This window comes from Nocardia sp. NPDC049220 (assembly GCF_040647855.1).
Classification (GTDB): Bacteria; Actinomycetota; Actinomycetes; order Mycobacteriales; family Mycobacteriaceae; genus Nocardia.
Genome location: NZ_JBEZDA010000013.1, coordinates 73258 through 85571, shown reverse-complemented (window position 1 = coordinate 85571; position 12314 = coordinate 73258). Strand labels below are relative to the sequence as shown.

General features: G+C 65.8%; 12 protein-coding genes and 1 pseudogene. 12 read left to right on the top strand and 1 reads right to left on the bottom strand.

Annotated features, from left to right (window positions below; translation table 11 throughout):
• Nucleotides 1-6 precede the first annotated feature (6 nt).
• On the bottom strand, nucleotides 7-435 hold the full coding sequence (locus AB0C34_RS24095) for a nuclear transport factor 2 family protein (RefSeq protein ID WP_357077060.1): 429 nt from the start codon (nucleotides 433-435) through the stop codon (nucleotides 7-9).
• Nucleotides 436-788: 353 nt separating this feature from the next.
• Between AB0C34_RS24095 and AB0C34_RS24090 the strand changes: the two genes are divergently transcribed.
• From AB0C34_RS24090 to nuoK, 12 genes and pseudogenes are all read left to right on the top strand, one after another.
• Nucleotides 789-1208, top strand: coding sequence for a hypothetical protein (locus AB0C34_RS24090; RefSeq protein WP_357077057.1), 420 nt, complete (start codon nucleotides 789-791; stop codon nucleotides 1206-1208).
• A gap of 482 nt (nucleotides 1209-1690) precedes the next feature.
• Nucleotides 1691-2071 (top strand): NADH-quinone oxidoreductase subunit A, encoded by a 381-nt coding sequence (locus tag AB0C34_RS24085; protein WP_357077054.1) that lies wholly within the window; start codon nucleotides 1691-1693, stop codon nucleotides 2069-2071.
• A gap of 51 nt (nucleotides 2072-2122) precedes the next feature.
• The gene (locus AB0C34_RS24080) at nucleotides 2123-2677 is read left to right on the top strand and encodes an NADH-quinone oxidoreductase subunit B family protein (RefSeq protein WP_357077051.1); all 555 of its coding nucleotides are present in this window, start codon (nucleotides 2123-2125) and stop codon (nucleotides 2675-2677) included.
• Nucleotides 2674-3450 carry an NADH-quinone oxidoreductase subunit C gene (locus AB0C34_RS24075; RefSeq protein ID WP_357077048.1) on the top strand — a complete coding sequence of 259 codons (777 nt, stop codon included), beginning with the start codon at nucleotides 2674-2676 and terminating at the stop codon, nucleotides 3448-3450. Before AB0C34_RS24080 ends, AB0C34_RS24075 begins: the two co-directional genes overlap by 4 nt.
• A complete protein-coding gene (locus AB0C34_RS24070) occupies nucleotides 3450-4784 on the top strand; it encodes an NADH-quinone oxidoreductase subunit D (protein WP_357077045.1) in 1335 nt (444 codons plus the stop codon). The genes AB0C34_RS24075 and AB0C34_RS24070 overlap by 1 nt, the downstream gene beginning before the upstream one ends.
• The gene (gene nuoE / locus AB0C34_RS24065) at nucleotides 4781-5494 is read left to right on the top strand and encodes an NADH-quinone oxidoreductase subunit NuoE (RefSeq protein ID WP_357077042.1); all 714 of its coding nucleotides are present in this window, start codon (nucleotides 4781-4783) and stop codon (nucleotides 5492-5494) included. The genes AB0C34_RS24070 and nuoE overlap by 4 nt, the downstream gene beginning before the upstream one ends.
• Nucleotides 5494-6816, top strand: a complete 1323-nt coding sequence (gene nuoF, locus AB0C34_RS24060; RefSeq protein WP_357077039.1) for an NADH-quinone oxidoreductase subunit NuoF — start codon at nucleotides 5494-5496, stop codon at nucleotides 6814-6816. Before nuoE ends, nuoF begins: the two co-directional genes overlap by 1 nt.
• Entirely contained in the window at nucleotides 6813-9296 is a 2484-nt protein-coding gene (locus tag AB0C34_RS24055; RefSeq protein WP_357077036.1) for an NADH-quinone oxidoreductase subunit G, read from the top strand. The genes nuoF and AB0C34_RS24055 overlap by 4 nt, the downstream gene beginning before the upstream one ends.
• A pseudogene (nuoH, locus tag AB0C34_RS24050) lies at nucleotides 9289-10593 on the top strand (NADH-quinone oxidoreductase subunit NuoH); the annotation flags it as partial. The gene AB0C34_RS24055 and the pseudogene nuoH, both read left to right, overlap by 8 nt.
• On the top strand, nucleotides 10567-11190 hold the full coding sequence (gene nuoI / locus AB0C34_RS24045; protein WP_357077300.1) for an NADH-quinone oxidoreductase subunit NuoI: 624 nt from the start codon (nucleotides 10567-10569) through the stop codon (nucleotides 11188-11190). The pseudogene nuoH and the gene nuoI, both read left to right, overlap by 27 nt.
• On the top strand, nucleotides 11187-12017 hold the full coding sequence (locus AB0C34_RS24040) for an NADH-quinone oxidoreductase subunit J (protein WP_357077033.1): 831 nt from the start codon (nucleotides 11187-11189) through the stop codon (nucleotides 12015-12017). Before nuoI ends, AB0C34_RS24040 begins: the two co-directional genes overlap by 4 nt.
• Nucleotides 12014-12313 carry an NADH-quinone oxidoreductase subunit NuoK gene (gene nuoK / locus AB0C34_RS24035; protein ID WP_357077030.1) on the top strand — a complete coding sequence of 100 codons (300 nt, stop codon included), beginning with the start codon at nucleotides 12014-12016 and terminating at the stop codon, nucleotides 12311-12313. The genes AB0C34_RS24040 and nuoK overlap by 4 nt, the downstream gene beginning before the upstream one ends.
• Nucleotide 12314 lies beyond the last annotated feature (1 nt).

The following is a 12314-nucleotide window of genomic DNA, read 5'->3' as shown; positions in this document are numbered from 1 at the left end:
CACGGCTCAGCCCTCGCGACCGACGCCGATCGCGCTACCCTGCGGAGCCGACCGCGCTTCCCGTTGAATTTGCTCGAACTGGGCGCCCATCGCGGCCGACAGGGCTTGCGCAGCCGAGAGCGGGCGCACCATCACCATCAGGTCGTCGATCTTTCCGTCGTCGTCGAAATGCAGGAAATCGCAGCCGTTCACCGTCCGTCCATCGACGGTCGCTTCGAACAGCAGTGCGTGGTCACGTCCGTTCACGCCGGCGATCTCACGCACATAGCGGAAGTCTTCGAACACTCGCAGGACGCCGCGCAGAATCGCGGCGGTGATCGGCTTGCCTAGATACGGCTTGAAGGCCACGGGGCTGGTGAAGACCACGTTCTCAGCCAGCAGCCCCTCGATCGCCGCGATGTCCTTGGCCTCGACAGCCGCTCGGAATGCATTCATCCTTACCCCGCATATGCAACCAGTTGAATAGGTTGCCCTGACACTAGACCCTTTCCGGGTTGCCCGGAAGGCTGTTGCCACCCAGCCGCCCTATGCTCGAACCCTCACGAGGTACCGCGGCGGGTGTCGGGCACGCTCGGCGGGGCATTCCAGCACTGATCGTCGCAGCAGCAGTTGGGGACCGCACATGCCGAGTCGCGTCCGGCGTCGGGAAAGCTCGACGGATTTTCCGCACGAACCTGCCATCGACAGTCGACCAGGGGCGGCGGCAGTGATGCGCGACGACCTCTCGCGCGACGCACCCACAACGATCTGCGTCAACCTGCCACGCGGGCCGCCCTCGCCGACGTACCATGCCGTTCGTGGCCGATTCTGCTCGTTCCACCGCACTGCGGGTCCTCGTATACAGCAACGACGCCGACACTCGAAACCAGGTGATCCTCGCCCTGGGCAAACATCCGCACCCAGAACTTGCCGAACTCGACTTCCTCGAGGTGGCCACGGCGGCTGTGGTGATCGAGCAGATGGATGCCGGAGGCGTCGATCTGGCCATTCTCGACGGCGAATCGGCGCCAGCGGGCGGACTCGGCATCGCCAAGCAGTTGAAGGACGAAATCGCGGGCTGCCCCCCGGTACTGGTACTCACCGGCCGTCCGGACGACGCATGGCTGGCCAAGTGGTCGCGCGCCGAGGCATCGGTCGCGCACCCGATTGATCCGATCCGCCTCACCGAGGCGGTGGTCGGACTACTGCGCGACCGCTCCGCGGCCTGAGTAGCATCACCTTCGACAGCCACCACATCGCATTTATAGCGATCATAAATTAGTAATCTTCCACCGTCCGGACTCAGGCGTCCGGACGCGGCCTTTTGCCGTCCGAACGATTGCCGGGCGCTACCCGCGCGTCGTCGATTTTCGACTCCGAACCGCATCGAAACCCCACGAGACGTCGCCGACGCCGACGCATCCACGACGCAGGTCGACTACACATCAAACGTCACGTGACAATTTCCCGGATTACCCCCGTTTCAGTCATAAATAGGCGTACTGAATTCGATCAAACGGCGCACCAAAACGAGCTGCGTATCGACCGTTCAGTTGTAGGCTGTGCCCTAACTCACATGGGAGCGAGAGCGGTAATGAACTCGCTCCTCGAGTAAGCCGAGGGGCGAGCCTGGCCGAGGCGGACAACAACGTCAGCCCGCCTCGGGCGCGTTTGTTATTCAGCCCCAGCTCGCAGGAGGGGAAGTGCAATCGTGAACATCGAGGTGCCGACTCTTGTACTCGGCGCGATCGCTGCGGCCTTCGCGGTGTTCTCCATCGTCATGGCGGCCCTCGTCGGCCCGAAGCGCTACAACCGGGCCAAACTGGAAGCCTACGAATGCGGTATCGAACCCACTCCACACGCCGTAGCGGGTGGGCCGGGAAACGTTACCGGACAACGCTTCCCGGTGAAGTATTACCTCACCGCCATGCTGTTCATCATCTTCGATATCGAGATCGTGTTCCTCTACCCGTGGGCTGTCCACTTCGATGCGCTCGGTCTCTTCGGTCTTGCCGCGATGGCGCTGTTCATCGTCAACGTCTCCGTGGCCTACGCCTACGAATGGCGACGCGGCGGTCTCAGCTGGGATTGAGTGCCGGGCAACCGCATTCGTAGACGACGAGTGGAAGTGAGTCAGTAGAATATGGGTCTCGAGGAAAAACTGCCCAGCGGATTTCTGCTGAGCACGGTCGAAGATTTCGCAGGCTACCTGCGCAAGGGTTCGCTGTGGCCGGCCACCTTCGGCCTCGCCTGCTGCGCCATCGAGATGATGGCGACCGGCGCAGGGCGTTTCGACATCGCACGCTTCGGTATGGAAGCGTTCCGCGCCTCTCCCCGGCAGGCCGATCTGATGATCGTCGCGGGTCGGGTGAGCCAGAAGATGGCACCGGTGCTGCGTCAGGTCTATGACCAGATGACCGAGCCGAAATGGGTGCTGGCCATGGGCGTCTGTGCCTCTTCCGGCGGGATGTTCAACAACTACGCCATCGTGCAGGGCGTGGACCACGTGGTTCCGGTCGATATTTATCTGCCCGGCTGTCCGCCCCGCCCGGAGATGCTGCTCAACGCGATCTTGGCATTGCACGCGAAGATTCAAGAGACGCCGCTCGGCGTCAACCGCGAGGAAGCTGTCCGCGCCGCCGAACAGGCCGCGCTCGCTTCGACGCCGACCATCCGGATGGAGGGTCTCCTGCGATGACCTTCGACACCCCCGATGACACCGAAACCCCAGCAGCGCACAACGAGACCGATGCCGCGGCCACCGCAGGCCCCGAAGGCACACTGCCCGAGGCGGATTCCGCCCGGTCGGACGCCGAGGTGATCGGCACGCGCCGCGGCATGTTCGGCGTCAGCGGCACCGGCGACACCTCCGGTTATGGCCGTCTCGTCCGCCCGGTCAGCCTGCCGGGCAGTACCCCCGCTCCCTACGGCGGCTACTTCGACGAAGTCGTCGACGCGCTGCGCGCCGCACTACTCGCGGTCGGCACCCGCTTCGACGCGGCGTTGGAAAAAGTGGTCGTCTTCCGGGGCGAACTCACATTGCACGTCCGCCGCGAATATCTCGTTGCCGTCGCACGAGCGTTGCGCGACGACACCGCTCTGCGTTTCGAACTCTGCCTCGGCGTGAACGGCGTGCACTATCCACAGGACTCCGGCCACGAGTTGCATGCGGTATACCACCTCACGTCGATCACACATAACCGCCGCCTGCGGGTGGAGGTGTCCGTGTCGGACGCGGACCCGCACATTCCCTCGCTCTATGACGTGTACCCGACCACCGACTGGCACGAGCGCGAGACCTACGACTTCTTCGGCATCCTCTTCGACGGTCACCCCTCGCTCACCCGGATCACCATGCCGGACGATTGGCGAGGCCACCCCCAGCGCAAGGACTACCCGCTCGGCGGGATCCCGGTCGAATACAAGGGCGCGCGCATCCCGCCGCCCGACGAGCGGAGGGCGTACAGCTGATGAACGACACCGACACCCGGCCCGACGTCACCGACGACACCGGGCCGGAACCCGCTCTGGTCACCGTCGGAGGGCAGGATTGGGATCAGGTCGCCGAGACGCTGTCCGGCGCCGGCGAGGAACGCATCGTCGTAAACATGGGCCCGCAACACCCGTCCACCCACGGCGTGCTGCGGCTGATCCTGGAGATCGAGGGCGAGACAGTCACCGAGGCCCGCTGCGGGATCGGATACCTCCATACCGGAATCGAGAAGAACCTCGAATTCCGCAACTGGACCCAGGGCGTCACCTTCGTGACCCGCATGGACTACCTGTCGCCGTTCTTCAATGAGACGGCGTACTGCCTGGGCGTGGAACGGTTGCTCGACATCACCGAGCAGATTCCGGAGCGCGCCACAGTGATTCGTGTCCTGCTCATGGAACTCAACCGCATCTCCTCGCACCTGGTCGCGCTGGCGACCGGCGGGATGGAGTTGGGCGCGCTCACCCCCATGCTGTTCGGATTCCGCGAACGTGAACTGATCCTCGACGTCTTCGAGGCCATTACGGGCCTCCGAATGAACCATGCCTACATCCGGCCCGGTGGCCTCATCCAAGATCTCCCGACCGACGGCGTGACCAAGGTGCGCGAACTGCTCGCGCTGCTGCCCAAGCGGCTGCGGGACATGGAACACCTGCTCACCTCGAACCCGATTTGGAAGGCCCGCACCCAAGACATCGGCTACCTGGACCTGCAGGGCTGCATGGCTCTCGGGATCACCGGCCCGGTGCTGCGCGCGACCGGTCTCCCGCACGACCTGCGCAAGGCTCAACCGTATTGCGGCTACGAAAACTACGAATTCGAGATCCCCACCACCACCGGCTGCGACTGCTATGGCCGCTACGTGATCCGGGTGGAGGAGATGAAGGAGTCGCTGAAGATCGTCGAACAATGCCTGGACCGGCTGCGGCCCGGCCCAGTGATGGTGGATGACAAAAAGATCGCCTGGCCCGCTGATCTAGAGCTCGGCCCGGACGGACTCGGCAACTCCCCCAAGCACATCGGCAAGATCATGGGCACGTCCATGGAGGGCCTCATCCATCACTTCAAGCTGGTCACCGAGGGCATCCGGGTTCCGGCGGGCCAGGTGTACGTAGCCGTCGAGTCACCGCGTGGCGAACTGGGCGTACACATGGTCAGCGACGGCGGCACCCGACCCTACCGAGTGCACTATCGCGACCCCTCGTTCACCAATCTCCAAGCGGTCGCGGCGATGTGCGAGGGCGGGATGGTCGCCGACGTCATCGCCTCGGTCGCCAGCATCGACCCGGTCATGGGCGGAGTGGACCGATGACGGAAATCCTGCTGAAGCTCAGCACCCGACCAGAGCCCTACGCTCCGTTCGTGCGCGAACGGCTCGAAGCCGACGCGAAGGAGATCATCGCGCGCTACCCGCACCCACGCTCGGCGCTGCTTCCCCTGCTCCACCTGGTGCAGTCCGAAGAGGGCTACGTCACCGGCACCGGCATCGAATTCTGCGCCGACCAGTTGGGCCTCACCGGCGCCGAGGTCACCGCCGTGGCCACCTTCTACTCCATGTATCGGCGCACCCCGACCGGCGACTACCACGTCGGCGTGTGCACCAACACGTTGTGCGCGGTGATGGGCGGCGACGCCATTCTCGCCGACCTGAAACGCCACTTGGACGTCGAGCACGGCGAGACCACAGCGGACGGATCCATCACGCTCGAGCATGTCGAATGCAACGCGGCCTGCGACTTCGCGCCGGTGGTCATGGTCAATTGGGAATTCTTCGACAACCAGACGCCGGAATCGGCCCGTGCCCTGGTAGATGCGCTGCGTGCCGGTCAACAGGTGACGCCCACCCGCGGTGCGCCGCTGTGCACGTTCAAGCAGACCGCGCGCATTCTCGCCGGCTTTCCGGACGAGCGCCCCGGCGCCCTCGACGGCGCCGCGGGCGAGGCGACCCTCGCCGGTTTGCGCGTGGCCCGCGAGCAGAACATGCAGGCCCCTGAGCCACAACAGGATTCGGAGGGCATCTGATGTCGCTCACTCCGGTACTCACCAAGTACTGGGACGACCCGCAGTCCTGGACGCTCGACACCTACCGGCGTCACGACGGCTATCAGGCACTGCGGACCGCCCTCGACATGGACCCCGACCAGGTCATCCAGACCGTCAAGGACGCGGGTTTGCGCGGCCGCGGCGGCGCGGGGTTCCCAACCGGCATGAAGTGGAGTTTCATCCCGCAGGGCCTCGCTACCGACGGCGTCACCAAGCCGCACTACCTCGTGGTCAACGCTGACGAGTCGGAGCCCGGTACCTGCAAGGACATTCCGCTCATGCTGGCCACGCCGCACGTGCTGATCGAGGGCATCATCATCGCGGCATATGCCATCCGCGCCGCGCACGCCTTCATCTATGTCCGCGGCGAAGTGATCCCTGTGCTTCGCCGGCTGCAGGCGGCGGTGGCGCAGGCCTACGAGGCCGGGTTCCTCGGGCGCGACATCCTCGGCTCCGGCTACGACCTCGAGTTGATCGTGCACGCGGGCGCGGGCGCCTACATCTGTGGGGAGGAGACCGCACTGCTCGATTCGCTCGAAGGACGTCGTGGCCAGCCGCGCTTGCGTCCACCTTTCCCCGCCGTGGAGGGCCTCTACGCCTGCCCGACCGTCGTGAACAACGTGGAATCGATAGCCAGCGTGCCGCCGATCATCCGCAACGGCACCGCCTGGTTCCGTGCCATGGGCAGCGAGAAATCCCCTGGATTCACCCTCTACTCGCTGTCCGGCCACGTTGCCAGGCCGGGGCAGTACGAGGCGCCGCTCGGCGTGACACTGCGCGAACTATTGGGTTATGCAGGCGGCGTTCGCGCTGGGCACCAGGTGAAATTCTGGACCCCGGGGGGTTCCTCCACGCCACTGTTCACCGACGAGCACCTGGACGTGCCGCTCGACTACGAAGGCGTTGCCGGTGCCGGGTCGATGCTGGGCACCAAGGCATTGCAAATCTTCGACGACTCCACCTGCGTCGTACGGGCGGTGCTGCGCTGGACCGAGTTCTACGCGCACGAATCGTGTGGCAAGTGCACGCCGTGCCGGGAGGGTACCTACTGGCTGGTTCAGCTGCTTCGACGGATCGAAGCGGGCCGCGGCACGGAATCCGACCTGGGCAAACTCCTCGACATCAGCGACACCATCAACGGCAAGTCGTTCTGCGCCCTCGGCGATGGTGCGGCAAGCCCGATCATCTCCTCGCTGAAGCACTTCCGCGAGGAGTACATCGACCATCTGCGGCTCGGCGAATGCCCGTTCGACCCGGCGCACTCCACCGCATGGGCTGAAGTACGAGAAGGGGTTCGATGACCGCCACCGTGAGTAGCAACACCAGCGGGCTGGTTCCGGCCGACCTGGTGACTGTCACCATCGACGACACCACCGTCAGTGTGCCCGCCGGCACACTACTGATCCGGGCCGCAGAACTGATCGGCATCCAGATCCCCCGCTTCTGCGACCATCCGCTGCTCGACCCGGTCGGCGCCTGTCGTCAGTGCCTGGTCGAAGTGGAAGGCCAGCGCAAGCCGGTCGCGTCCTGCACCATGGCCGTCGCCGACGGCATGGTAGTGCGCACCCAGCTCACCTCCGCCGTCGCCGACAAGGCGCAAGAGGGCGTGATGGAGTTGCTGCTGATCAACCACCCGCTCGACTGCCCGGTGTGCGACAAGGGTGGCGAGTGTCCGCTGCAGAACCAGGCGATGTCCACCGGCCGTAGCGAGTCTCGGTTCGATGGTGAAAAGCGCACCTACCCCAAGCCGATTCCGCTGTCTTCGGCCGTACTACTCGACCGGGAACGCTGCGTGCTCTGCGCCCGCTGCACCCGGTTCTCGCAACAGGTCGCGGGTGATCCGTTCATCGAACTGATGGATCGCGGCGCGCTGCAACAGGTCGGCATCGCACAGGCCGAACCGCTGGACTCTTATTTCTCCGGCAACACCGTGCAGATCTGCCCCGTGGGCGCACTCACCGGCACCAGCTACCGGTTTCGCGCCCGACCGTTCGACCTGGTGTCCAGCCCGAACGTGTGCGAACACTGCGCCTCGGGTTGCGCCCAACGCACCGACCATCGGCGCGGCAAGGTACTGCGCAGGCTCGCGGGTGACGACCCCGAGGTCAACGACGAGTGGAACTGCGACAAGGGGCGCTGGGCCTTCGCCTACGCCACCGAACGCGACCGGCTCACGACGCCGCTGGTGCGCGGCTGGGACGGCAAACTCGCCCCGGCCTCCTGGTCGGAGGCGCTGGCCGCGGCCGCGGAGGGTCTCGCGGCCGCCTTCGGCAATGCCGGCGTGCTCGTCGGCGGCCGGGTCACCGAGGAGGACGCCTACGCCTACGCCAAGTTCGCGCGCATCGCCCTCGGCACCAACGACATCGACTTCCGCTCCCGCGTGCACTCCGTGGAAGAAGCCGACTTTCTCGCCGCCCGCGTCGCCGGGCAGGGCACCACGGTTACCTATGACAGCCTGGAGGCCGCACCGGTCGTCCTGCTCGTCGGTTTCGAACCGGAAGAGGAGTCGCCCATTGTCTATCTGCGGTTGCGGAAGGCGGCCCGCAAGCGTCGCCTGCCGGTCTACTCGGTGGCGCCGTACTCCTCACGCGGGCTCGATCGGATGTCCGGCCGCCTCGTGCACGCCACGCCCGGCACCGAACCACTCCTGCTCGACGCCATCCGCACCGGCGAGAGCGGCACACTCGCGGCCGATTCCGCCCAACTGATCGAATTGGCCCGGCTGCTGCGCGAGCCGGACTCGGTGATCATGGTTGGCGAACGGATGGCGGGTATCCCCGGAGCGCTGTCGGCGGCCGTCCAGCTCGCCGACGAGACCGGAGCAGCACTGGTCTGGGTCCCGCGCCGCGCAGGGGAACGCGGAGCGGTCGAGGCTGGGGCGCTGCCCGACCTACTGCCCGGTGGCCGTCCGGTCGCGGACCCCCGTGCCCGCCAACAGGTCCGGGCCGTGTGGAACGTGCCGGACCTGCCGGTCACCGGCGGCCGCGACACCGCGGCGATACTGGAGGCCGCATCCGGCCTCGGCGCACTGGTGATTGGTGGTGTCGACATCACCGACCTGCCCGACCCGGCTGCCGCGCTCGCCGCCGTCGACGCCGCGCGGTTCGTGGTCAGCCTGGAATTGCGCCACAGCCCGGTTACCGAACGCGCCGACGTGGTCTTCCCGGTGGCATCGGCCATGGAGAAATCCGGCACCTTCCGTACCTGGGAGGGACGGCCACGACCATTCGCCGCCGCGCTAGGTGATGACATGGTGCGCCGCCAGCCCGCACCACTGTCGGATCAGCGGGTGCTCCACGCCATCGCCGACGAGATGGCGGTGCGTCTCGCCCTGCCCGACACCGAATCCGCCCGGCGCGAACTCGCCGAACTGGGCACGTGGGACGGTGTACGCGTCGCACCGCCTACGCATGCCGCGCAACCGCCGGCTCAGCCCGGTCCCGGCGACGCGGTGCTCGCCAGTTGGCGAATGCTGCTGGACCTGGGCCGACTGCAGGACGGCGAACCGAACCTGGCGGGTATCGCCCGCCCATCGGTGGTGCGCCTGTCCGCCGCCACGGCCACCGAAATCGGCGTGACCGCCGACGATCGGGTCACCGTTGCCACCGAACGCGGCTCCGTCACGCTGCCGCTGCTGATCACCGATCTCCCCGATCGTGTGGTCTGGCTGCCACAGCACTCGCCCGGCTGCTCCGTTGCCGAGCAACTCGCCGTCCAACCCGGCGGCATCGTGCACGTGCGACGCGCCGACGACAGGATGAAGGAACACCGTCATGAGTGATCTGGCTGCGCTCTTCGCGGCGTCTGTGGAGCCCTCCGTGGTGACCCGAGCTGCCTCGTATGGGCCCGACGCGACCTCCAGCTTCGGACACGACCCGATGTGGCTCGTGATCGCGAAAGCACTGGCCGTCTTCATCTACCTGATGTTCATTCCGCTCATCGCGGTACTGGCGGAACGAAAAATTGTGGCACGCATGCAGATGCGGATCGGTCCCAATCGGACCGGCCCGTTCGGCTCACTGCAAAGCATCGCCGACGGCGTGAAGATGGCCCTCAAAGAGGACATCGTTCCAGCGATCGTGGACAAGCCGATCTACATTATGGCGCCGATCATCTCGGTGATTCCCGCCTTCATGGCGTTCGCGGTCATCCCGTTCGGCCCCGAGGTGTCGATATTCGGCAACCACACCGCGCTCCAGCTCACCGACCTGCCCGTGGCGGTGCTGTACATCCTGGCGATCACCTCGATCGGGGTATACGGCATCGTGCTGGCGGGATGGTCGTCCGGCTCCACCTATCCGCTGCTCGGCGGCCTGCGCTCGACCGCACAGGTCATCTCCTACGAGATCGCGATGGCATTGTGCTTCGCGACCGTATTCCTGCTCGGCGGCACCATGGCCACCTCCGGCATCGTCTCCGCGCAGGAAGGTACCTGGTATGTGTTCCTGTTGCTTCCATCGTTCCTGATCTACTGCGTCTCGATGGTCGGCGAGACCAACCGGGCGCCCTTCGATCTGCCGGAGGCCGAGGGCGAGTTGGTCGGCGGCTTCCACACCGAATACTCCTCGCTCAAGTTCGCCATGTTCATGCTGGCCGAATATGTCAACATGGGAACGGTTTCCGCGCTGGCGACCACCTTGTTCCTCGGAGGCTGGCACGCCCCCTGGCCACTGAATATGTGGGACGGCGCGAACTCCGGCTGGTGGCCGGTGCTGTGGTTCACCGCCAAGGTGTGGACGTTCCTATTCGTGTTCATCTGGCTGCGCGGCACGTTGCCCCGGCTGCGATACGACCAGTTCATGAGCATCGGCTGGAAACTGCTGATCCCGACTTCCCTGTTTTGGGTCATGGTGGTGGCCACCGCACGGGTGCTGCAGGCCGAAGGCTACCCGGTGCAGACGCCGATCCTGGTCTTCGGCGGCCTGGTGATCTCCGGGTTGCTGGTGCTCCAGTTCTTGCGCGCGGGACGGGCGAAAGGCGCGCCACCACCGACGGACCAGCCCGCAGCGGCCACCGACTCGACGGTGTTCCTCGGCTTCCCGGTGCCGCCGCTGCCCGCCGATATCCGCTCCCGGGACGCCGGCCAAGCAGGGCTACTGGAACCACTCGCCGGATTCATGGTCACCGCCGCCACGATGTTCAAGCGGCCCATCACCGAGTTCTATCCGGAACACAAGGTGCCCACCGCACCCCGCTACCACGGCAGGCATCAGCTCAACCGGCATCCGGATGGTCTGGAGAAGTGCATCGGCTGCGAACTGTGCGCCTGGGCCTGTCCCGCTGACGCGATCTACGTCGAAGGCGCCGATAACACCGAGTCGGAGCGCTACTCGCCGGGAGAACGTTACGGCCGGGTCTACCAGATCAACTACCTGCGCTGTATCGGCTGCGGGTTGTGCATCGAGGCATGCCCCACCCGGGCCCTCACCATGACCAACGATTACGAACTCACCGACGACAACCGGGCCGGTTTGATCTACGAGAAGGACCGACTGCTCGCTCCGTTGGGGACCGGCATGACCGCGCCGCCGCACGCCATGTACCCCGGCACCGACGAAGCCGACTATTACCTCGGCAATGTTCCGGGCACACCGGACACCGTCGCGACTTCTGACAACGGCGACGTCGAGCCGAGGCGGCCCGCACCGGCGAGCGCGGAAGGAGCAACACGGTGACCGACTCGATCCTGGCCGCCGAGCCATTGATTCGCGCCTCTACCGGTGAGGCCGTTCAGTTCTGGATCCTGGCTCCATTGGCGGTGCTCGGCGCACTCGGCATGGTGTTCGCGCCCAAGGCGGTGCATTCCGCGATCTGCCTCGCCGCGACGATGATCGCGCTAGCCGCGTTCTACATCGCCCAGGGCGCGCTGTTTCTCGGCGTCGTGCAGATTGTCGTCTACACCGGCGCGGTGATGATGCTGTTCCTGTTCGTGCTGATGCTCGTCGGTGTCGATTCCGCCGAATCACTGAAGGAAACCCTGCGCGGCCAGCGCCTCGCCGCCGCCGCGGTCGGCCTCGGCTTCGGGTTGCTGCTGATCAGCGGCATAGCCAAGGGTGTGCGCGACTCCGGAATCAGCTTCCCAGCCACCGGTTTCGCCGACCGCGACGTGATCGGCGAACTAGCCGAGTTGATCTTCGTGCGTTACGTGTGGGCCTTCGAACTCACCGGCGCCCTGCTTATCACGGCCACCATCGGCGCGATGGTGCTCGCGCACCGCGAACAGTTCGGACCACGGATGGGCCAGCGGGAGCTGTCCCGCCGTCGCTTCCGCGAAGCGGGCCACCGGGCCACGCCGCTACCGACGCCGGGCGTCTACGCCCGGCACAACGCGGTCGACATCCCGGCGCAGCTGCCCGACGGCACCTTCGAGGAACTCTCGGTCAGCACCATCCTGCGGCACCGCCGCGCCAGGGCGCTCACCGAAGCGGCCGTCATCTCGGTCGGCACCGCCGGCGCATCGAACGAGGCCGAGAATCAGAGCGACGAGGAAGGCAACCGGTGAATCCAGAGAACTACCTGTTCCTGTCGGCCCTGCTGTTCACGATCGGTGCGGCCGGTGTACTGCTTCGGCGCAACGCCATCATCGTGTTCATGTGCATCGAGTTGATGCTCAACGCGGTGAACCTCGCGTTCGTCACCTTCGCCAGGCTGCACGCCAACCTGGACGGCCAAGTGTTCGCGTTCTTCACCATGGTGGTCGCCGCGGCCGAAGTCGTCGTCGGCCTGGCCATCATCATGACCATATTCCGCGCCCGCCGCTCGACCTCGGTCGACGACGCCAACTTGCTGAAGTTCTGAC

Bases quoted from the DNA above. Each gene is read 5' to 3' on its own strand.
- AB0C34_RS24075 (WP_357077048.1), top strand. From the start codon at position 2,674: ATGACCTTCGACACCCCCGATGACACCGAAACCCCAGCAGCGCACAAC.
- AB0C34_RS24080 (WP_357077051.1), top strand. From the start codon at position 2,123: ATGGGTCTCGAGGAAAAACTGCCCAGCGGATTTCTGCTGAGCACGGTC.
- nuoE (WP_357077042.1), top strand. From the start codon at position 4,781: ATGACGGAAATCCTGCTGAAGCTCAGCACCCGACCAGAGCCCTACGCT.
- nuoF (WP_357077039.1), top strand. From the start codon at position 5,494: ATGTCGCTCACTCCGGTACTCACCAAGTACTGGGACGACCCGCAGTCC.
- AB0C34_RS24090 (WP_357077057.1), top strand. From the start codon at position 789: ATGCCGTTCGTGGCCGATTCTGCTCGTTCCACCGCACTGCGGGTCCTC.
- AB0C34_RS24095 (WP_357077060.1), bottom strand. From the start codon at position 435: ATGAATGCATTCCGAGCGGCTGTCGAGGCCAAGGACATCGCGGCGATC.
- AB0C34_RS24070 (WP_357077045.1), top strand. From the start codon at position 3,450: ATGAACGACACCGACACCCGGCCCGACGTCACCGACGACACCGGGCCG.
- AB0C34_RS24055 (WP_357077036.1), top strand. From the start codon at position 6,813: ATGACCGCCACCGTGAGTAGCAACACCAGCGGGCTGGTTCCGGCCGAC.